General features: G+C 69.8%; 16 protein-coding genes. 10 read left to right on the top strand and 6 right to left on the bottom strand.

The features are described 5' to 3' along the window. The 4 genes from malQ to N5D62_RS22485 all read left to right on the top strand — a co-directional run bounded on the left by malQ (window position 1) and on the right by N5D62_RS22485 (window position 5490). On the top strand, window positions 1-1605 hold the full coding sequence (gene malQ, locus N5D62_RS22500) for a 4-alpha-glucanotransferase (protein ID WP_279760129.1): 1605 nt from the start codon (window positions 1-3) through the stop codon (window positions 1603-1605). A 127-nt stretch (window positions 1606-1732) separates the two neighbouring features. Further along, window positions 1733-2935, top strand: a complete 1203-nt coding sequence (locus N5D62_RS22495; protein ID WP_279760128.1) for a cation:proton antiporter — start codon at window positions 1733-1735, stop codon at window positions 2933-2935. Between the two features lie 106 nt (window positions 2936-3041). Next, complete coding sequence (locus N5D62_RS22490; RefSeq protein WP_279760127.1) at window positions 3042-4511, top strand: hypothetical protein; 1470 nt, start codon at window positions 3042-3044, stop codon at window positions 4509-4511. A gap of 13 nt (window positions 4512-4524) precedes the next feature. After that, window positions 4525-5490 (top strand): hypothetical protein, encoded by a 966-nt coding sequence (locus N5D62_RS22485; RefSeq protein WP_279760126.1) that lies wholly within the window; start codon window positions 4525-4527, stop codon window positions 5488-5490. Here the strand turns inward: N5D62_RS22485 and N5D62_RS22480 are convergent. The 5 genes from N5D62_RS22480 to aat form a co-directional block, all read right to left on the bottom strand. Beyond that, window positions 5399-5881: a hypothetical protein gene (locus N5D62_RS22480; RefSeq protein ID WP_279760124.1), complete on the bottom strand. Its 483-nt coding sequence runs from the start codon at window positions 5879-5881 to the stop codon at window positions 5399-5401. The two genes, N5D62_RS22485 and N5D62_RS22480, sit on opposite strands and share 92 nt — an antisense overlap. 370 nt (window positions 5882-6251) lie before the next feature. Then, window positions 6252-8294: a glycosyl hydrolase family 18 protein gene (locus N5D62_RS22475; protein ID WP_279760123.1), complete on the bottom strand. Its 2043-nt coding sequence runs from the start codon at window positions 8292-8294 to the stop codon at window positions 6252-6254. 79 nt (window positions 8295-8373) lie between these two features. Continuing rightward, on the bottom strand, window positions 8374-10995 hold the full coding sequence (locus N5D62_RS22470) for a glycosyl hydrolase family 18 protein (protein WP_279760122.1): 2622 nt from the start codon (window positions 10993-10995) through the stop codon (window positions 8374-8376). A 607-nt stretch (window positions 10996-11602) separates the two neighbouring features. After that, window positions 11603-12328: an arginyltransferase gene (locus N5D62_RS22465; RefSeq protein WP_279760121.1), complete on the bottom strand. Its 726-nt coding sequence runs from the start codon at window positions 12326-12328 to the stop codon at window positions 11603-11605. Between the two features lie 6 nt (window positions 12329-12334). Continuing rightward, window positions 12335-13081, bottom strand: a complete 747-nt coding sequence (gene aat, locus N5D62_RS22460; RefSeq protein ID WP_279760151.1) for a leucyl/phenylalanyl-tRNA--protein transferase — start codon at window positions 13079-13081, stop codon at window positions 12335-12337. A gap of 61 nt (window positions 13082-13142) precedes the next feature. Here aat and N5D62_RS22455 point away from each other — a divergent pair, with 61 nt between their 5' ends. From N5D62_RS22455 to N5D62_RS22440, 4 genes are all read left to right on the top strand, one after another. Further along, the gene (locus N5D62_RS22455; protein ID WP_279760120.1) at window positions 13143-13499 is read left to right on the top strand and encodes an ArsC family reductase; all 357 of its coding nucleotides are present in this window, start codon (window positions 13143-13145) and stop codon (window positions 13497-13499) included. Between the two features lie 15 nt (window positions 13500-13514). Next, window positions 13515-14204 carry a riboflavin synthase subunit alpha gene (locus N5D62_RS22450; RefSeq protein ID WP_279760118.1) on the top strand — a complete coding sequence of 230 codons (690 nt, stop codon included), beginning with the start codon at window positions 13515-13517 and terminating at the stop codon, window positions 14202-14204. A gap of 483 nt (window positions 14205-14687) precedes the next feature. Then, window positions 14688-15074: a hypothetical protein gene (locus N5D62_RS22445; protein WP_279760116.1), complete on the top strand. Its 387-nt coding sequence runs from the start codon at window positions 14688-14690 to the stop codon at window positions 15072-15074. Window positions 15075-15179: 105 nt separating this feature from the next. Then, complete coding sequence (locus N5D62_RS22440; RefSeq protein ID WP_279760115.1) at window positions 15180-16142, top strand: CsgG/HfaB family protein; 963 nt, start codon at window positions 15180-15182, stop codon at window positions 16140-16142. A gap of 98 nt (window positions 16143-16240) precedes the next feature. Here N5D62_RS22440 and acnA read toward each other — a convergent pair whose 3' ends face one another. Next, window positions 16241-18964, bottom strand: coding sequence for an aconitate hydratase AcnA (acnA, locus tag N5D62_RS22435; protein WP_279760114.1), 2724 nt, complete (start codon window positions 18962-18964; stop codon window positions 16241-16243). 316 nt (window positions 18965-19280) lie between these two features. Here acnA and N5D62_RS22430 point away from each other — a divergent pair, with 316 nt between their 5' ends. Together N5D62_RS22430 and N5D62_RS22425 are read left to right on the top strand one after the other, a co-directional pair. Continuing rightward, window positions 19281-20621 carry a class I SAM-dependent methyltransferase gene (locus N5D62_RS22430; RefSeq protein WP_279760112.1) on the top strand — a complete coding sequence of 447 codons (1341 nt, stop codon included), beginning with the start codon at window positions 19281-19283 and terminating at the stop codon, window positions 20619-20621. 155 nt (window positions 20622-20776) lie between these two features. Next, window positions 20777-21625: flagellin (locus N5D62_RS22425; protein ID WP_279760110.1), on the top strand; the 849-nt coding region annotated here is incomplete at its 3' end.

The raw sequence follows: 21625 nt of genomic DNA, 5'->3' as shown, positions 1-21625 counted from the left end.
ATGACGATCGACCTTCACAAGCGCCAATCCGGCGTCCTGCTGCACATCACCTCGCTGCCCGGCCCGCACGGCATCGGGGACTTCGGGCCCGAGGCCTTCCACTTCGTCGACTGGCTGCAGTCGGCCGGCCAGTCGATCTGGCAATGGCTGCCCAGCACGCCGATCGGCCCGGGCGAGAGTCCCTACCAGGGCGTGTCGGCCTTCGCCGGCAGCCCGTGGATGGTGGCGCTGGAGCCGCTGGTGGAGAAGGGCTGGCTGGCCACGCCGGTGCCGCCCGAAGGCGGCTTCGACGCCAGCCGCGTCGAGTACGGCCGCGTGCTGCCGTGGCGCGAGCAGCAGCTGCGCGCCGCCGCGGCCGGCTTCTTCGCGAAGGCGCAGCCGCACGAGCGCGAGGCCTACGAGGGCTGGTGCGTGTCGCAGCGCCATTGGCTGCAGGACTACGCGCTGTTCATGGCCATCCGCTCGCCCAACGCCGGCGCCGGGCCGTCCCAAGCCGGCTTGACCCCCTCGGGGGGAGCGGGGCGTACCCGCCCCGCCGGGGGCGCAAGTTTCAATGGGCAGCCGTGGTGGGAGTGGCCGCGTGACCTCGCCGCCCGTGAGCCGCGCGCGCTCGAGACCGCGCGCGAGCAGTTCGCCGACGAGGTGTCGTTCTGGCAGTTCGTGCAGTGGTGCTTCGACGTGCAGGTCGGCGCGCTCAAGGCCTACGCCAACCAGCGCGGCGTGAACATCATGGGCGACCTGCCGATCTTCGTCGCGCACGACAGCGCCGACTGCTGGGCCCGCCCCGACCTGTACGAGCTCGACGAGCACTTCCAGACCACGGTCGTGGCCGGCGTGCCGCCGGACGCGATGTCGGCCGCCGGCCAGCGCTGGGGCAACCCGATGTACCGCTGGGAGAAGATGTCCCACGAGCACTTCGCCTGGTGGACCGCGCGGGTGCAGCGCATGCTGAGCTCGGCGGACGTGTTCCGCATCGACCACTTCCGCGGCTTCGCGGCCTACTACGAGATCCCCGGCGACAGTCCCGACGCCACCCGCGGCGTCTGGAAGACCGGTCCGGGCAAGGCGCTGTTCGACGCGATCGCCAAGTCGCTGGGCGAGCTGCCGATCGTGGCCGAGGACCTGGGCTTCATCACCCCCGACGTGCACGAGCTGCGCGACGCGCTGAACTACCCGGGCATGAAGATCCTGCAGTTCGGCTTCGGCGGCGACGGCGGCCACGAGTTCCTGCCGCACAACTGGCCGCGCGCGTCGGTCTGCTACACCGGCACGCACGACAACGACACGGTGCGCGGCTGGTGGAACCAGGCCAGCGCCCATGAGCGCGCCTATGCCGCGTCCTACCTGGCCTGCGGCGACGCCGACATCCACTGGGCCATGATCCGCGCCTGCGCGAACTCGGTGGCCAACGTCGCCGTGTATCCGCTGCAGGACGTGCTGGGCCTCGGGTCCGAGCACCGGATGAACATCCCCGGCATCCTCGGCGGCAACTGGGAATGGCGCTTCACCTGGGACATGGTCGGCGCCGAGCCCGGCCGCGTGCTGGGCCTGATCGCCGCGACCAGCGGGAGAGCCCCTATTGCCCTGGCCGGGCTGCCGGAGTGAAATGGCTTGAAACCGCTTTCATAGGGTAAGCGAGAGCGGCATTCCGGGCGCGTCGCGCCCAGAATCCAATCAGAGTGAGACAACGTTGTCATCGCCGGTCGGCGGGACGACGCACCTGGGGCCGCCAATGAGCACGACCGAGATCTTCCTGATCGCGATGGCGATCATCTTCACCGTCCCCTACCTGGTGTGGCGGCTGGGCGGCACGGACTACGTCGCGCCGCTGGTCGTGGTGCAGATCATCACCGGCATCCTGCTGGGGCCCGGCGTGCTCGGCCGGGCTTTCCCCGACTACTACGACTTCGTCTTCAACCCGGCCGTCGTGCAGTCGCTCAACGGCGTGGCCTGGTGGGCGGTGATGCTGTTCGTGTGGATCGCGGGCATCGAGCTCGACCTGAAGAAGGCCTGGGCCCACCGGGTCGAGAGCGGCATCACGGCGGGCCTGGCGCTGGGCGTGCCGATGGTGCTGGGCTCGGGCGCGGCGCTGCTCATGCTGGGCATGGGCACGCAGTGGATGGGGGCGCGGGCGCACACCTGGCAGTTCGTCGTCGGCGTGGGCATGTCCTGCGCCGTGACCGCGCTGCCGATCCTGATCCTGCTGATGGAGAAGCTGGAGATCCTGCGCCAGCCGATCGGGCAGCGCATCCTGCGCTACGCCAGCCTGGACGACATCGCGATCTGGGGCGTGCTGGCGGTGATCCTGATGGACTGGTCCCGGGTCGGGAAACAGGTGCTGTTCCTGGTCGCGTTCGCGGCGGCGACGGTGCTGTTCCGGCGCCTGATGCGCGCGATCCCGGCGCGCGACCGCTGGTACGTCGGCCTGATCTGGCTGGCGGTCTGCGCGTTCGGCGCGGACTGGTCCGGGCTGCACTACATGGTCGGCGCCTTCCTGGCCGGCGTCGTGATGGACGCCGAGTGGTTCGACCAGGCGCAGATGGACGCGCTGCGGCATCACGTGCTGCTGGTGGTGATGCCGGTCTTCTTCCTGAGCACGGGCCTGCGCACGCAGTGGGGCCTGGAGGGGGGCGCGGTGTTCGCCGCGGCGGGGCTGCTGCTGGCGGCGTCGATCGGCGGCAAGCTGCTGGGCACGCACGTCGCCGGCAGGGTGCTGGGCTGGGCGCCGGGCGAGGCCGGCATCATCGGCTGGCTGCTGCAGACCAAGGCGCTGATCATGATCATCTTCGCCAACGTGCTGCTGGACAAACAGATCATCACCAGCGAGACCTTCACCGCGCTGCTGCTGATGGCGGTGGGCTCGACGATGCTGACGGTGCCGGTGGTGGCGCCGCGGCTGGCGCGGATCCGGGCGCTGGTGTTCCGGGCCAGTTGAGCGGCGCGGCCTGCGCGCCGCTTCGAGGAAATCGACATCCGGCGATCGGCCGGGGAGGGACTAGGGCGCGGTCGTCGTTTGACGGCATTCCGAGAAGCGCTCTTCCATGCCCAAGTTCCGCATCACCGGCCACCCGGCCGGTGCCCCCGCCGATGTCGACGCGTCGGACGACGACGACACCCGTCCCCTGTGCCCGTCGGGCCGCCACCGGCCGGTCGAGGAGAGGCCTGCGGCGGACCGGACCTTCGCGCCGGCGCATGAGCAGGCGCTCCGGGCCCTGCGCAACGCCGTCCGGCCGTCCGGCGACCGGCGCGGCCAGGTCGCTCCGGCAGGGCCGTTGCCAGCCGCGCTCGCGGCCAATGGCGCCGTGTCGTTGGTCTTGCCGGCCGTGCTGGCCCACTTCGGCGACCTGCTCGACATCCGGCACGACGATGTCCGGGGGCTGGCGGGCCTGGACCTGGGCCGGTGCAGTCGCGAGGTCGCGGCGGAGTTCGTCCGCCTGCTGGCGGCGATGGTGGACGACGAGGAGCTTCCGCCCGTGGCGACGCTGCTGGCCCTGGGGACGCCGGGCCCCGACGGCCGCCCGCCGTTCCTGCTCCGGCTGGCCGACGAGGCCGTCCATGACCGCGCCGTCGCCGCTCCGATGTGCGACCTGCTGTTGGCCTTGGGCCGTCGCACCCACGAGCGCGAGGTGCCCCGGGCCTTGCTGGCGATGGACAGCCGCGCCGGCGCCCGGACCGGCGATGCCCTGCCGCAAGGGATGCCCGCGAAGTACACCGACTTCATCGGCCGCTTGATCGGCGACGGCCTGGGCGAGTGGCGCAACGAAGGCGCGGTCCATGCCATCGGCCGGCTGGGGCAGGCGGGATTGCTGCCCGGCAAGGAGGAGGTCGTCGATCGGCACTCGGGGAGTCGATGGCGCAAGCAGCAGGCCTTCGTCCAGATCTGCGACGACCTCCGGCAGCGGCGGGCCTGGCGCGACGATGAGCACCTGCCGGCGACCGCCGCGGCGACGAGGGACCGCCTGGCCAGCCTGCTGGACGAGTTGTCCGAGCGCAGGGCGCTCGCGGCGCACCAGCGCGATGCGGGCGACGGGGACCGGGCCGCGCGTGACTGCGTCGACGAGACGCTGGCGCGGCAGTGGCCGCTCCTGCGCAACCGACTCGAGCACGCGCTGTACACCCACGTCATGCTGCCGCAGGCGTTCCCGAGCAGCGCCACGATCGAGCCGCCCTCCGAGCGCGTCGCCCATGGCATGCGCGGCCAGATGCGGATGCCGAAGGCGCCTCCGCCGCGCGTGACGAGACAGGTCCTCGCCGAGGTCCTGCGCGAGCTGGGCCACGACCCGGCCAGGGATCGCGGCGCCAACCAACGCGTGCGCCTCGACCCGGGGCCCTGTCTTCAGGATGTCGTGCGGCGGCGGGTCGAGGCGGCCCTGGACCCCGCGCCGCTGCTGGAGGCGCTGTTTCCGGACAAGGACAAGGACAAGGAGGAGGCGCCGGTGCTGCGCCACGCGACTGGGGCCGTGAGCAGGTCACCCGGCCGCGTCCGGCCGGACGCGTCGTTCTTCGAGTGAGGCAGACACGCGCATGGCGATCATCGACAACGGCCTGAACTTCCGCGACGCGCCGCCGGCCTACGACGAGGCGATGGCGGGGCTGCGCAAGGAGACGGCGGACGGGGCGCCCTCGTACTGGGGCAGCGTCGTCGACAAGATCCTGGGGCAGTTCGAACCGGAGGGCCCCGACCCCGCCCGGCAGGCCGGGCGGCGGCGGTCGATGCTGGCGTTGCTGACGGCGATGGAGCGGCTCGCGGAGGCGGAACCGGGCTCCGCCGCGCTGCGGCTGCGGGCGCCGGTGCTGCTGTCGGACCGGATGGTCGAGGCGATGACCGCGCTGGTTCCGGAGGGCGTCGACGAGGACCCCGGGGCGCCAAGGAGGAAGGGGGCCGTCCGGCGCGAAACCGCGTGCTACGTGACCCTGGTCACCGGGCTGCTGCGGACGGGCCTGCTGTCGCGCGAGCGGGCGGTGACGACCTTGTGCCGCTCGCCGCGGCGGGACCGGCCGCCGTTCCTGCTGAAGCTGGCGAGCGGCGCCCGGGGCTGTGCCGCGACGGGCGATCTGCTCGGGCAACTGGTCATCGAGATCGCGCCGCCGAGGCGTCGGGCGCGCCTGCAGTTCCGGCAATGGCTGCTCTGGACCAAGCATCCGGGCGGCCTGTCCATCGGCAGCCGCGGCACCGATTTCTTCAGCCGCCTCATCCAGGACGGGCGGTTGTTGCCCGCGCTGCCGGGCGATCCGGTGCAGGCGGGGGTGCTCGCCTGCCTGACCCGGCTCGCCGAGGATGAACTGGTGCCTTCGTTCTGGGAGGTCGTCGGCGCGCATTCGTTGCGGCGCGCGATGAAGTTCCGGCGCGCCGGCCAGGATCTGAAGCTTGTGCGGTCGTGCCCGCCGGGCGAGGCCGTCAGCGCGCGAACGCCGCCGCGTGTGCCATCACCGGAGCCTGCGCGATCAATGCCGCCGGCGCCACCAGCGCCGCCTGCGCCGCGGCGCTGACCATCACCGCCGCCGTGGCCGACCACGGCAGCCCGACGCGCGCCTCGGACAGCAGCCGCGCCGGCACCGGCTCCTCGTGGGCGTGCGGGACGATGCTCAGGAACTCGTCGGCGCGGGCCAGCTCGATCTCCTGCTCCGACATGCCGACGAAGACATGCGCGAAGCCGCGCTCGATGGCGTCCAGCGCCGCTTCGGTGGCGCGGCGCCAGCGCTTGACGGCGGCCACGTCGGCGCGGGTCGCGGACTCGGGGACCGGCCAGCGCGGGTCGCCGCCAGTGACGGCCTGGGCCGCGTTGAACGCGTCCACCACGCCGGCCGGCCCGCCCAGCCGCGCATCCAGCACCTGCGACGCGATCACGCGCGCCAGTTCGTGCTGGTGGTAGGGGACCATGACCCTCTCGAGAATGACTTCATAACGTCGCATGACGGCTTCCTTCCACATCGGTTCGCTGCTCTTGGAGGAAAGAGAATACTGGATGTGCATACAGTATTTCAACCGCGAAGTTGGGGAAGCTGCCACTGCGTGGCAGCAGCCTGGGTAGGCTCTGGAAGCTCTCTTTATCGTTGAGCTCCCACCCCATCCCCGCCCTCCAAGCGGGCAGGGCAGGCGTCACCCCACCCCGGCCCGCCCCCAAGGGGCGGGTGAGCGGCGGCGACCGGCGGCGACCGGCGGAGATCGGCGTGAAAAAGCCCCCGGGCGGCGGGCCGCGCGGGGGCTTTGGGCGGCGTCAGCCGCGTCGTTGACCGTCGTTGACCGTCGCTTACTTCAGGCCGGTGCCCATGGCCTTGGACAGCGAGGCGGTGGGGTCGTCGCCGGAGAACTCCCAGAAGAACGCGCCGCCGAAGCCCTTGGACTTCACGTAGGCCATCTTGGTCGCGATCGTCGTCGGGGTGTCGAAGCTCCAGAAGGTCGAGCCGTTGTAGATCCACTGGGCCTGCGCCACCGGATCGATCCGGCTCGTGTAACCCTGCAGGTTCTTCAGGACCTTGTAGTCCTCGTTGCCCGCCTCGTACGTGCCCGGCGCCGGCGTGCCCGTCTGGTACAGACCATTGTTGACGTTCGGCACGTTGGTCCAACCCCGGCCGTAGAAGCCGATGCCCACGTTCAGCTTCTTCGCCGGCACGCCCTTGTCCAGGAACGCCTGCATCGCGTCGTTGGTGTTGTACTTCTTCACATCACCCGTCGACGGATCGTTGGCCGGCGCGTACAGCGCCGAATGGAACCCGGTGATCGTGTCCCAACCACCGTGGAAGTCGTACGTCATCACGTTGATGAAGTCCAGGTACGGATGCACCTTGTCCGGGTCGTACTGACGAACCTTGTCCACGCCCGCGCCCGAGGCGATCGACAGCAGCAGGCCCGGCCGCACCGCGTCGAGCTGCTTGCGGAACTCGGCCAGCAACGCCGTGAAGTTCTCGCGATCCTCCGGCTGGCCGCAAGCCAGGCCGCATGCGTTCGGGTACTCCCAGTCGAGGTCGATGCCGTCGAACACGCCCGCCGCCGCGCCCGGACCGCCCGCGCCGTCGGTCACCGGCACGTTGCCCTTGATGTAGGCGTCCACGCAGCTCTTGACGAAGTTGACCCGGTTCTCCGGACGCGCCGCGCTCGAGAAACCACGCGACCAGGTCCAGCCGCCCAGCGAGATCAGCACCTTGATCTTGGGGTACTTCGCCTTGAGCTTCTTGAGCTGGTTCCAGCTGCCGCGCAGCGGCTGGTCCCAGGTGTCGGCCACGCCGTCCACGCTCAGGTCCGCGCCGTAGGACTTGCCGTAGTCCGCGAACGCGTCGCCGCCTTCGCCGGTGGACTCGTTGCTCGGGATGATCTTGCCGACCTCGCAGACGTTGTTGCGCACGTTGCCGAACGCATAGTTGATGTGCGTGAGGTTGGCCGCCGAGCCGCTGGTGTCGATGTTCTTGACGTGGTAGTTGCGGCCGTAGATGCCCCACTGCGCGAAGTAACCCAGCAGCACCTTGGCGCCGGCGCTCTGCGTGTCCGTCTTGACCGTGATCGGCGCCGAGGGCTGCGACGACCCCGCCTGGTTGAACGCGCTCACCGTGAAGGTGTAGCTGGTGTCAGGCGTCAGGTTGGTCACGCTGGCGCTGGTGGCCGCGCCCTGCGAAACCTGCGTGCCGCCTTGCGCGACGCGGTACTGCACCGTGCAGTTCGGACCCGCCGCGACGGCGTTCCAGGCCAGGTTGACGCTGGTGGCCGACTTGGACGGCGAGCTCAGCCCCGACGGCGTGGCCGGCGGCGACGCGCAGGTGCCGTTGCTGGCGGTGCTGGTCAGCAGCGCGGCGCTCAGCGCCGAGACGTTGCCGGCCTTGTCCTTGGCGCGCACCTGGTAGCTGTACGCGGTGCCCGCGCTCAGCCCGGTGTCGACGTGGGACGTGCCTGTGGGCGAGGCGATCAGCGAGCCGCCACGCAGCAGCTCGTAGTTGTTGACGCCGCTGCCGCTGTCGGTCGAGGCGCCCCAGCTCAGCGTGATGCTGCTGCTGGTGATGTTGCTGGAGGCCAGCCCGGCAGGCACCGTCGGCGGCGTGACGTCGTTGCCGCCGCCGTCGCAGGCGCCCAGCGACTTCCACACGTCCCATTGGCCCGAGTGGGTGGACGGCGCTTCGTTCTGCGTCCACCACTTGGCCTGGTAGGCGACGTTGTTCTGCTTGGCGAAGCTGTTGGAGGTGCCGGTGTAGATGCCGGCGGCCGTCCATTCGGGCACGTTGGTGCAGTCGTACGCGTGCGCGCTGCCGGCGGCCATGGCCGCGGCCAGCGCGATCCCGCCGAGGCGGGCGATGTCTCTGTTCATGTGTGAGCTCCTGTGGGTCGAGGGGGGTGGTGGGAGGTCCCGAGCTGCGGCGCCGCTCGCGCGGCGCCGCTGGCGCGCGTTACTTGGTCGCGGCCGATGTCTTGAGGTTGGTCTTCGCCGTGGCCGGCGCGACGGCCGGCACCGCGCCGCGCCGCGCTTCCTGCGCCAGCGCGTAGCTCTGGCCGTTGAAGCTCACGGTCCAGTTGCTGGGCATGGGCATCGGCAGGTAGTAGTTGATCGTCACGGTGACGCTGGCGCCGGGCGCCAGGCTCTGCCACGACGGCAGCTTGAAGCTGGCGCGGTGGAAGTCGTTCTTCAGCCCGCCGACGTTGTTGCCCGCGGCGTTGGAGCCGTTGGCGATCACCGTCAGGCCGAAGCCGCTCTGGTCCGTCACCGTCGCCGGGATCGCCGTCGGGACGTCGAACTGGAACTCGGCGCCGCCCGGCAGCGTGGTCGTGCTGTTGTTGGTCAGCGTGAGCTTGGGCGTGATCGGGTAGTTGCTGTCGCCCAGCGCGAAGCCGGCCAGCGCGAAGCCGATGTCCAGCGTCTGCGCCGGCAGGCTCGCCGGCGTGAGCCGGTTGCCGTAGGCGCTCGCCGTCTTGAGCTTGTTGTAGAGCGTGCTCGTCAGCGTGTTGCCGATGAAGTACTCGTTGCGCGCGGCGTCGAAGGCGTAGTCGCCGGCGAACTCCCAGAACATCACGCCGCCGATGCCGCGGTCGGCGATGTACTGCGCCTTCACGCCCAGCGACTGGTCGTCCTCGGTGCTGATGAAGACCTGCTTCTGCGCGTTCCACAGCCACGGCGCCACCAGCGTCGCGTCGTAGTTGCGCACGTAGGTGCCGGTGAGCCGGTCGGCCGGGTTGGCCGCCGGATTCAGGCCGTAGGCGGCGAGGTAGCTGCCCTGGCGGCCCGAGGCGAGGTTCATCGCGTGCCACATCGGGTTGGAGCCGGCCGGCACTTCCTTGCTGGAGACGTCCAGGTCATGCCAGAGGTTGTCGATGCCGATCGCGCCGTTGCCGCACTTCTGCACGGTGCCGCCGCCGGTGCCCGCGGGGCACTTGCTCTGGTCGGGCAGCGACGCCTGGCCCCACAGGCCGTTGGTGCCGCCCGTCACGCCTTGCCAGCCGCGGGTGTAGTACGGCACGCCGATGTTGATGCGGCCCGCCGGCATCGCGCCGCGGAAGTAGTGGTACGCCCAGTCGGTGTTGAGGTAGCCGATGCGCGCGTACTGGCTGCTCGAGTAGTAGTTCCAGGCCGTCAGCTCCGCGTCGCGGCCGTCGTCGTACAGCGCCGCGTTGGGCCCGACGAACTGGTTCCACGCGCCGTGCAGGTCGTAGCTCATGATGTTCACGTAGTCCAGGTACTGGGTGACCTGGAAGGCCTCCATCCCGCGCAGCAGGTAGCCGGAGGAGGGCGCCGCGATCGTGAGCAGGTAATGGCGCTGGTCGGCCTGGCTGGCCGCGTCCAGCTTCGCGCGCAGCGTGCGCATCAGCACGACGTAGTTCTTCATCAGCGCGGCGCGGCGCGCGTTGCTGATCGCGAAGTCCACCGGGTTGCCGGCGTCCTTCATGCTGGTGGGGTACTCGTAGTCGATGTCCACGCCGTCGAAGCCGTACTGGCGCAGGAAGGCCACGGCGGAATCGGCGAACGCGTTGATGCCGGCGGTGTTGGCCGAGCCGTCGCCGTTGGTGGTCATCGTGTAGAAGCCGGTCGTCTCGGCCCACCCGCCGACCGAGATCAGCGTCTTGACGTTGGGGTACTGCTTCTTGAACTTGTTGAGCAGGTTGAAGTGGCCCTTGTACGCATAGGCCGGGTCCATCTCCGCGCCCGCGGTGCCCGGCCAGGTCAGGCCGGTGGCGGGGTTGGCGGCGTCGGCGGTGTTGCCCACCGAGAGCTTGTTGGCCGCGTCGACGTGCGCGAACGCGTAGTTGATGTGCGTGACCTGGCCCCACGGGATCTGGTGGGCGAGGAACGCGGGCTGGCCGGTCTTGCCGGTGCGCCAGCTGGTGAAGTAGCCGATGATCCGGCGCGGCTTGTCGGCGCCCATCTTCTCGCGGCCCTGGTCGTCGTAGACCTTGCAGTAGGCGGGCGCGGTGCCGGCGGTGGTGACCAGGCCCTCGGGGCGGCAGCGTTCGTCGCCGGTGACCTGGCCCTGCACGGTGATGCGCACCGCGGTGCTGTCGGTCGTGGCGCCCTTGTCGTCGGTGGCGCGGGCGGTGATGTCGGCCACGCCGGCACGCGCGGTCCAGGTCACGCTGTACGGCGCGGTGGTGTCCTCCGCGACCAGCGCGCCGTTGACGTAGAAGCCGACCTTGGCGACGCTGCCGTCGCTGTCGGCGGCATTGGCCGCGAGCGTCACCACGTCGCCGGCCGTCGGCGAGCTGCCGGCGCCGGGCGCGCTCAGCGACACCGTCGGCGGCTTGTTCGTGCCGCCGCCGCCGCCCTCGCAGGCGCCGAGCACCTTCCACACGTCCCATTGCCCGGAGTTGGTCGCCGGCGAGTTGTTCTGCGTCCACCACTTGGCCTGGTAGGCGGTGCCGGCGAGCTTGACGATCGCGTTGCCGTTGTACGCGGTGGCCGCGTTCCAGTCGGCGACGCCGGTGCAGTCGTAGGCCGAGGCCGACGAGCCGGCGACGGCCAGCAGCGCGGGCAGCAGCCACGGCAGCATCGGATGGGGCAGGGCGCAGGGGCGAAGTCTCATCGGGGTTCTCCTGAACGTGTTGTCGTTGTGGGCTTGACCGGCGCGGGGCCCGATCGGGAACTGCGGGGATGAGCGCGGCCACGCCGTGCGACTGCGAGCGCAGCGCGGCGGGGAGGTCGTGCTCGGAGGGAAAAGGCGCCGGTCAGGTCAGGCGACGCGACCAGCGAAGCGGGCGGCCGGTCGGGCCCGGCCGCCGCGGACCGGCGTCAGGCCGGCCACTCGGGGGCAGCGGGGGCGGGGATCGGCGCGGCCGGATCGCGGGGGCGATCGGCGGCGCGGTCAGCGGTGCGGGCAAAGGCGCGTGCAGGCATGGAAGTCACTCCTCGCGTTCGGCGTGCAATCCGCGGCGATGCGGGCCGCGGCGTCCAGGAGATCGGTACCGCTGCTGATCTCATAGTGGTATGCAATGTAGATACCACTCGCACACTCATCATTCAGGTTAACCCTCGGGGTGCGGGTAACTTGTCGTAATGATGTCGTCAAACGCGTGTAATGGCGTCAATTGACGTCACGGATGGGGAAAACCGGTACGAGCGATGCCCGGTGCAGGAAAAACCAGTGTGGGACCAATTCTTGCCCGAGCCGGCTTCCCAGCCGGCCGGACGCCTCAGCGCTCGACGCGCCGCCACTCGCCGCCGTCGAGCAGCTCGTGCGGGAGGAAACGGGCCTTGTAGGCCATCTTGTCGCTCTGCGCGATCCAGTAGCCCAGGTACAGGTGCGGCAGCCCGAGGTCGCGGGTCTGGCGCAGCTGCCACAGCACGTTGTAGGTGCCGTAGCTGACGCCCTCCTCGGGCTCATAGAAGGTGTAGACCGCCGACAGCCCGTCGCCCAGGATGTCCAGGATCGACACCATCTTCAGCGCGCCGCCGGGCTCGCGGAACTCCACCAGGCGCGAGTTCACCCGGCTCTGCAGCAGGAACTGCGTGTACTGGTCGATGCTGTCGTGGTCCATGCCGCCGCCGCTGTGGCGGCCGGCCTGGTAGCGCAGGTAGAGCTGGTAGTGCTCGTCGCTGTAACCCAGCCGCATGACGCGCGCCTGCAGTGCCTGGTGCTGCGACCAGGCGCGGCGCTGGCTGCGGTTGGGGTGGAAATCCGCCACCGGGATGCGCATCGGCACGCAGGCCTTGCAGCCGTCGCAGTAGGGGCGGTAAGTGAACATGCCGCTGCGGCGGAAACCGGCGGCGACCAGGCTGGAGTACGCGTCCGCGTGGATCAGGTGACTCGGCGTGGCGACCTGCGAGCGGGCCTGGCGGTCGCTCAGGTAGCTGCAGGGATAGGGCGCGGTCGCATAGAACTGCAGCTCGGCCAGCGGGAGTTCCTTGGGATGCGTCACGGGGGCTCAGGGCGTGTCGTTGAGGCCCAGCCGGGCCCACAGCCGCGGATGATAGGTCCAATCCCCCGGCGCCTGCTGGCCCACATGCCCCGCCAGATGGGCCTCGAAGGCCTCGCGCGTGACGGGTGCCGCGCCCAGCGACGCCAGGTGCGCCGTCTGCTGCTGGCAGTCGATCCAGGGGATGTCGAACTCGCGGCACAGGCAGACCAGCGCCGCCAATGCGATCTTGGACGCGTCGGTCCGGCGCATGAACATCGACTCGCCGAAGAACATGCGGCCGAGGTTGACGCCGTACAGCCCGCCGGCGAGCTCGCCGTCGATCCAGGTCTCCACCGAATGCACCGTGCCCTCGCGCGCCAGGCGCAGGTAGGCCTGCTGCATCTCCGGCAGGATCCAGGTGCCGTCCTGGCCGTCGCGCGGCGTGCTGGCGCAGGACTTGAGCACCGTCTCGGTCGCGGCGTCGACGCGGATCTCGCAGCCCGGCGTGCGGATGAAGCGCGCGACCGTCTTGCGCAGCGATCGCGACAGCTTGAAGTCGTCCGTCTTCAGCACCATGCGCGGATCGGTGGTCCACCACAGGATGGGCTGGCCTTCCCCATACCAGGGGAAGATCCCCCGCGCGTAGGCCGCCCGCAGCCGGGCGGGCCTCAGGTCGCCGCCGGCGGCCAGCAGCCCCGGCGCGTCGCTGCGCGGCCCGAGGGCGCGGCGGGTCGGGGGGAAGTCCAGAGAGTCATCGTCGAGCCAGGGGATCATCCGCTTCATGGTAGCGTGCCGCCTTCCCCCAACGGCGCCCCTGAAGCCCCCCGCGTTCCCCATGATCACCCTCTACGGCATCCCCAACTGCGACACCGTGAAGCGCGCCCGCGCCTGGCTCGACGAGCAGGGCCTGGCCTACCAGTTCCACGACTACAAGAAGCAGGGCGTGCCCGCGGCGAAGCTGCCGGCATGGATGGCCGAACTGGGCTGGGACAAGGTGCTCAACCGCGCCGGGACGACCTGGCGCAAGCTCGACGACGCGACCAAGGCCGGCGCCTCGGACGCGGCCGGCGCCGCCGCGCTGATGGTCGAGCAGCCCAGCGTCATCAAGCGCCCGATCGTCGAGTGGGCCGACGGCCGCCTGAGCCTGGGCTTCACGCCCGAGCTGTTCGCTTCCCACGCGTCCGCGCGCTGATCGCAGGAGTCCCGCATGTTCACCGGCATCGTCCAAGGCATCGCGCAGGTCGCCGAGATCACCGACAAGGAGGGGCTGCGCAGCTTCACCCTCGATTTCCCGCCGGGCTTCTGCCAGGACCTGGAGATCGGCGCCAGCGTCGCCTGCGACGGCGTCTGCCTGACGGTCACCGCCCTGAAGGGCGACACGCAGGCGGACTTCGACGTGATGCTGCAGAGCCTGAACCTGACGACGCTCGGCCGGCTCGAGCGCGGCGGCCGGCTCAACGTCGAGCGCGCGGCGCGCGACGGCGCGGAGATCGGCGGCCATCCGCTGTCGGGGCACGTCGACTTCATGGCGACGGTCGAGTCGATCCGCCGCCCGGCCAACAACCACGTGATCCGCATCGCCGTGCCGGCGCCGTGGATGCGCTACATCTTCGCCAAGGGCTACATCGCGGTGAACGGCGCCAGCCTGACGGTGGCCGAGGCCGGCCGCCATGCCGACGGCTCGGGCTGGTTCGAGGTCTGGCTGATCCCCGAGACGCTGCGCATGACGACCTTCGCCGACAAGGGCGAGGGCGCGCCGCTGCACATCGAGATCGAGCGCCAGACGCAGGTGATGGTCGACACGGTCCGCGACGCGGTGGCGGAGAAGATCGGCGCGCTGATGCCGGCGCTGCGGGTCTTCGCGAAGGAGCGCGGCCTGGACCTGGGCCTGGACTGAGCCTCGGACCCGGGGGACGCGGACCGGGAGGTCGACGTCTCGCGGGATAACCCGCATAGGTCACCGGCGGGCATTTGCCATCCCTACAACACCGGGTGACCTAAGTCACCGCGTTGGCGCTGTGCGCCCCGCCGGGCGGCGGCCGCGCCGTCCGCGCCACGCCCGCGGGGCCTGGCGACAGGCCCTCGCGACCCCCACGCCAGCGGCGTTCCCCGATGCCATCGGCCCGAGCGCCGCGCCCGGCCAGCCCGCGCCGATCCTCGCGCTGGCGGGGACAGGTCTTGCGGCGGACCCTGCCGGCGCGGCCGGTCGTGCGGCCTGCGGAGCGGCGATGTCGCTGAAGCCGGTTTTCGCCATCCCTCCATCTAGGGCCCCGTGGAATCCACCACGATGGGGGCCTCGCATTTTTAAGTCAGGCGCCTAACAATCCGCGACGTTTCATCGCAATCATTGCGTTTCGAGATCACCTGGGGGAGATGACGAATGATGGCCAGAGGCCTGATGGCTGCCGGATTGCTTGCCGCTTCGATCGCCGCGATCGCGCAGGTGCCTTATGTGTTCAGCTACAACCCCGGCCCGACCCGGGGCACGAAATGGATGGCCAAGGCGTCCGACGGCTCGACCGAAGGCTCGGCCTCGGTGGTGGCGTCCGCGCCGCGTCCGGTGTGGGCGCGCGTCTGCTACACGATCGGCCCGTCCGACAGCAGCGTGTCCATCTATGCGCAGACCCGCAACGAGGAGCCGCGCGCGTTCGAGGTCGCCTGGGGCGGCTGCAGCGACGTGTTCGGCACCAGCATCTGGGTCGGCAACCCGCACGGCCAGCCGGTCGGCGGTTATTACGGCGTCGCGCCCGCCACCCCGATCGATTGATCGCCGCTTTTGTCGTCCCGGCCGGCCGGGCCCGTCCGGGTCGTGACCGCCGTCGTTGTTGTGTTCGCTCGTCCTGAGATGTCGTTAGAAAAACTGGAGGATTCCATGCTTGCCACCCCCCGCCTGACCCGTGTTTCCGCCGCCGGCCTCGCGCTGAAGTCCGCCCTGCTGCTGTCGCCGCTGCTGCTGGCCGGCTGCCTGGCCACCGCGCCGACGATGGGCGAGAACAAGGGCACCGTGTCCGGCGCCGCGGGCGGCGCGACGGCCGAGAACAAGAACAGCCAGCTCGAGCATTGCGACGAGACGCTGGGCACGCTGACGATCTTCGAGGACAACAACGCGCCGTGGTGGTCGCAGCTGCGCGAGCGCCAGCTGGGCTCCACCGTGCCGGTCCTGCGCCTGATGGTCCAGCAGTCCAACTGCTTCGTGATCGTCGAGCGCGGCAAGGCCTTCGCCAACATGGAGCGCGAGCGCGCGCTGATGCAGTCCGGTGAAGTGCGTGCCGGCAGCAACTTCGGCCAGGGCCAGATGGTCGCCGCCGACTACACGATGAGCCCCGAGATCCAGTTCGCCGGCAAGACCGGCGGCGGTGGCGGCGGCATCGGCACCGGCGCGATCGGCCTGCTGACCGCGGTGGCGGCCAACATCAGCCAGAACGAGGCGTCCACGACGCTGCTGCTGGTCGACAACCGTTCCGGCGTGCAGATCTCGGCCGCGGAAGGCACGGCCAAGAACTTCGACTTCGGCATCGGCGGCGCGAGCTTCTTCAGCAACACCGCCGTCGCGGGCGGCGCCTACGGCAAGACGCCGGCCGGCAAGGTCATCGTGACCGCGTTCGCGGACTCGTACAACCAGATGGTCAAGGCGCTGCGCAACTACAAGGCGCAGCAGGTCAAGGGCGGCCTGGGCGCCGGCGGCCGACTGGGCGTGCAGGGCGGCTCCACCGCCGCGTCCAAGGAACTGGACCAGGCCGCGCCGGCCGCCACGCCGAAGGCCGCACCGAAGCCGGCCGCCAAGTCCGCGCCGAAGAAGCAGGCCACCACGACGCCGCCGCCGGCATCGAAGTGATCGACGGCCAGCTCCGGCTGGCATGAACAAGAAGGGCTGCCGCTGGCAGCCCTTTTTTTTTTTCGCCTGCGGACAGGCGATTCGGGAGGCGAGGGGCCTCAGGCGGCCAGCAGCTGCCGCAGCACGTAGGGCAGGATGCCGCCGTGGCGGTAGTACTCGACCTCGATCGGCGTGTCGATGCGCAGGATCAGCGGCACGCGGCGCTCGGCGGCGCCGGCCGCGCGGATCACCAGCGTCGCCGCCGATTGCGGCTTGATCTCGTCGCCGAGCTCGATGTCGATCACCTCGCTGCCGGTCAGGCCCAGCGACTCCCACGAGTCGCCCGGACGGAACTGCAGCGGCAGCACGCCCATGCCGACCAGGTTGGAGCGGTGGATGCGCTCGAAGCTCTTGGCCACCACCGCCTTGATCCCCAGCAGCTGCGTGCCCTTGGCCGCCCAGTCGCGGCTGGAGCCGGTGCCGTACTCCTCGCCGGCGAAGATCACCGTCGGCGTGCCCGCGGCGATGTAGCGCATCGCGGCGTCGTAGATGAACATCTTGTCGCCGCCCGGCTGGAACAGCGTCAGGCCGCCTTCCTCGCGCGCGCCGTCCGGCTTGGCCGGGATCATGAGGTTTTTGATCCGGACGTTGGCGAAGGTGCCGCGCATCATGACTTCATGGTTGCCGCGGCGAGAGCCGTAGCTGTTGAAGTCGGCCTTGAGGACGCCTTGCTCCTTCAGGTAGGACCCGGCGGGCGAGGCCTCCTTGATCGAGCCGGCCGGCGAGATGTGGTCGGTGGTGATCGAGTCGCCGAACAGCGCCATGATCCGCGCGCCCTTGACGCCGGCCTCCTGGGCCTGCGGCACCTGGCTGAAGCCACCGAAGAACGGCGGTTCCGCGATGTAGGTGCTCTTGGGCCAGCCGTAGACCTGGCCGGTGCCGCCCTTGATCTTCTCCCACAGCTTGCCCGGCTCCTGCTTGACCTTGCCGTAGTTGACGCGGAAGGCGTCGGGATTGAGCGCCAGCTTCAGCAGCGCGTGGATCTCGTCGCTGGTCGGCCAGATGTCGCCCAGGTAGACCGGCTTGCCGCCGGTGCCCAGGCCGACCGGCTCGGTCATCAGGTCGCGGGTGACGTTGCCGGCGATCGCGTAGGCCACGACCAGCGGCGGGCTGGCCAGGAAGTTGGCCTTGATGTTGGGGTGGATGCGGGCCTCGAAGTTGCGGTTGCCCGAGAGCACCGCGGCGCAGACCAGGTCGTTGGCGGTGATCGCCTCGTTGATCTCGGGCGTCAGGTCGCCGGCGTTGCCGATGCAGGTGGTGCAGCCGTAGGCGGCGACGGCGAAGCCCAGCTTCTCCAGGTAGGGCAGCAGGCCGGCCTTCTGCAGGTACTCGGTGACGATGCGCGAGCCCGGCGCCAGCGAGGTCTTGATGTGCGGCTGGACCTTCAGTCCGGCCTCGACCGCCTTCTTGGCCAGCAGGCCGGCGGCCAGCAGCACGCTCGGGTTGGAGGTGTTGGTGCAGGAGGTGATGGCGGCGATCAGCACGTCGCCGTTGAAGATCTCCAGGCCCTTCTGCGCGCCGCCGAGCGCGAAGGCCTTGGGCAGCTTGTCCACGGGCTGGTTGAAGCCGTTCTCGGCGACCGGCTTGGTGAACAGCGACGCGAAGGTCTTGGCCAGATCGGTGATGACGATGCGGTCCTGCGGGCGCTTGGGGCCGGCCAGCGACGGGGCGACGGTGCCCAGGTCCAGCGAGACCACCTGGCTGAAGCGGATGTCGCCGGCCTTGGGCACGCCGAACAGGCCCTGCGCGCGGAAGTAGCTCTCGAAGGCCTCGATCTCGTCCTGGGTGCGGCCGGTGCCCTGGAAGTAGTCGATGGTGCGTTCGTCGACGGGGAAGAAGCCCATCGTCGCGCCGTACTCGGGTGCCATGTTGCCGATGGTGGCGCGGTCCGGCACGGACAGCGAGGCGGTGCCCTCGCCGAAGAACTCGACGAACTTGCCCACCACCTTGGCCTTGCGCAGGATCTCGGTGACGGTCAGCACCAGGTCGGTGGCGGTGACGCCCTCGCGCAGGCGGCCGGTCAGCTCGAAGCCGACGACGTCCGGGGTCAGGAAGTAGACCGGCTGGCCCAGCATGCCGGCCTCGGCCTCGATGCCGCCGACGCCCCAGCCGACCACGCCGATGCCGTTGATCATCGTCGTGTGGCTGTCGGTGCCGACCAGCGTGTCGGGGTAGTACACGGTGCCGGCGCCGCTGCCGGACTTGTGCACGCCGCGGGCGAGGTACTCCAGGTTGACCTGGTGGACGATGCCGAAGCCGGGCGGGACGACGCCGAAGGTGTCGAACGCCTGCATGCCCCACTTCATGAACTCGTAGCGCTCGCGGTTGCGCTCGAACTCGAGCTTCATGTTCAGGTCCAGCGCCTTGGGGCTGCCGAAGTGGTCGATCATGACCGAGTGGTCGACGACCAGGTCGACCGGCACCAGCGGCTCGATCGTCTTGGGGTCCTTGCCCTGGGACCGGGCGACGTTGCGCATCGCGGCCAGGTCGGCCAGCAGCGGCACGCCGGTGAAGTCCTGCAGCACCACGCGGGCGACGACGAACGGGATCTCCTCATTGCGCGGCGCGTTGGGCTGCCAGTTCGCGAGCTGCTCGACGTGCTCGGCGGTGACGCGCTTGCCGTCGCAGTTGCGCAGCACCGACTCGAGCACCAGCCGGATCGACACCGGCAGCTGGTTCACGTTGGGGAAGCGCTTGGCCAGCTCCGGCAGCGAGTAGTACTTGCCGCTCTTGCCGGAGGCGGTCTTGAAGCTGGCGACGGTGTTGGCGAATGCATGCGGCATGGCTCACTCCTTGGCTTTTGGTCTTGGCGTTCTGGGGCCAGACGGGGTTCTCGCGGGCGATGGGGGCTGATTGTGGCCTTGGGCGGCGTGCTTGTGATGACTCCTTTGGCGGAGGGTGTGCGAGGGCGCAACGGCCCTCGCCGGAGGGAGGCCGGGAACGTGGATTGCAGCAATGTCCCCAATCGGGGCGGGGCGAGGACCGCTGGCTAACATGCCCCGATGGATTCCAGGCCGCCAGCGTTCCGGTCGAGCAAGGACTGACCCCGGGGACGCTTCCGACCCAGATGCTTCCAGGGCATTTCGGACGAGGACTCGCATGGATCAGGAACTGTTGTCCCCCACCTCGAGCGCCGCTCCCCCCGCGGCCGAGGCCGTCGCCGGCGCCGCGGGCACGCCGCCGCTGCCTCCCGCCGGGCTGACGCTGCTGCAGCGGCTGTTCTCCGCCTATCCCGGCAGCATGGGACTGCGGCTGGGGCACTGGACGACGCGGCTCGGCCGCCAGGCGCAGCAGGCGCCGTCGTTCACGCTGGTGCTGAACGATCCGGCCGCGTTGCGGCGGCTGCTGCTGGGGCGCGACCCGCTGCGCTTCGCGGAGGCCTATTTCACCCAGCAGATCGACGTCGAGGGCGACTTCTTCGCCGCGCTGCAGCTCAAGGACCACCTGCCGGAGCTGACCTTGTCGTGGAGCGACCGGCTGCGGCTGGCGGTGCGGCTGCTGGCGCCGCCGCCGGGCGCGGCGGACGGGGAACTGCGCTCCAGCCAGGTGCGGCGCCACACGCGGGCCGAGAACAAGGCGGCGATCGCCTTCCATTACGACCTGTCCAACGACTTCTACGCGCTGTGGCTGGACCCGGCGATGGTCTATTCCTGCGCGTACTACGAGACCGACGACACCCCGCTGGCCCAGGCGCAGTGGTCCAAGCTGGACCACATCTGCCGCAAGTTGCGGCTGCAGCCGGGCGAGGAACTGCTCGACATCGGCTGCGGCTGGGGCGCGCTGGTCATGCACGCGGCGCGTCATTACGGCGTGAAGGCGGTGGGCATCACCCTGTCGCGGCGGCAGCTGGCGCTGGGCCAGGAGCGGATCGCCGCGGCGGGGCTCCAGGGGCAGGTCGAGGTCCGGATCTGCGACTACCGGGACATGACGGGGCAGTTCGACAAGGTCTCCAGCGTGGGCATGTTCGAGCACGTCGGCCTGAAGAACCTGCCGACCTATTTCGAGAGCGTGCACCGGCTGCTCAAGCCGGGCGGCCTGTTCCTGAACCATGGCATCACCCATGAGGAGGACGGGTGGGGGCAGGCGCTGTCCTCGAAGTTCATCAACCGGTATGTCTTTCCGGATGGGGAGCTGGACCGGGCGAGCAACGTGATGCGGGTGATGGAGCAGCGCAAGTTCGAGTTGCATGACGTCGAGGGGCTGCGCATGCATTACGCGCGGACCTTGCGGGCCTGGGTGGCCCGACTGGAAGAGAACCACGAGCAGGCGCTCCAGTATGTCGACGAGGCGCATTACCGGATCTGGCGGCTGTACATGGCGGCCTCGGCGCTGGAGTTCGAGACCGGCGAGCTGGGCCTGTACCAGATCCTGGCCAGCAAGCGCGACGGCGGTCCCGCCCCGGTCCCGCTGACGCGTCGCTACATGTACGACCCTCGTTGACCCCCGTGGAGAGCCCGCGCCAGGCCTCCCGAAGTTTTTTTCAACCGACGATTTAAGTCCTCCCAACGGAGGGTCGTCCTGTGAGTGGGAGGGCAGTTGAGCCCCTCGATCAACGAAGCGCGAAGGCGCTTGACCACTCTCTAGGAGCGAACACCATGTTGAGCCTGCACACCAATGCCGCGGCCCTGTCGACCCAGAACTCGCTGAGCTCGACGCAGAAGAGCCTGGCGACCTCGATGACCCGCCTGGGCACTGGCTACCGCGTCAATTCGGCGATGGACGATGCCGCCGGCCTGCAGATCGCCACCCGTCTGGACGCCCAGACCCGCGGCATGGCCGTGGCCCAGCGCAACACGCAGAACGGCATCTCGATGCTGCAGACCGGCGAAGGCGCGCTGAACGAAGTCAGCAACATCCTGCTGCGCATGAAGGACCTGGCCACGGAAGCCTTCTCGGCCTCGTCGACCGCGACCGACAAGACCGCGATGCAGGGCGAATATGACGCGCTGGCGACCGAGCTGGGCAACATCGTCAAGAACACGAGCTTCGGCGGCACGCAGCTGTTCTCCAACGGCACGACCGTGGACGGCTCGGGCGGCAAGATGTCCGCGCCGATGAGCTTCCAGATCGGCGCCTCCGCCGGCGAAACGATGACCGTGGACGTCAAGCCGCAGCTGGACGCGCTGACGGTGGCCCTGGGCAACGTCTCGACCAACTACACGACCCCCGGCACCGCCGGCAGCGAACTGTCGGCCACGGCCAACACGATGCTGTCGACGATCGGCACCGCGATCGACAAGGTCGGCGAACTGCGCGCCACCTTCGGCGCCGCGGCCAACCGCCTGGACCATGTCTTCAACAACCTGCAGAACATGAGCACCAACACGGCCGCCGCCAAGGGCCGGATCATGGACACGGACTTCGCCGCCGAGTCCTCGACGATGACGACCAAGCAGATGCTGATGCAGTCGGGCACGGCGATGCTCAAGCAGAGCAACAGCATG

It is taken from the genome of Mitsuaria sp. GD03876 (assembly GCF_029840635.1).
Lineage (GTDB): Bacteria > Pseudomonadota > Gammaproteobacteria > Burkholderiales > Burkholderiaceae_C > Roseateles.
This window is presented reverse-complemented; position numbering and strand designations above follow the sequence as displayed.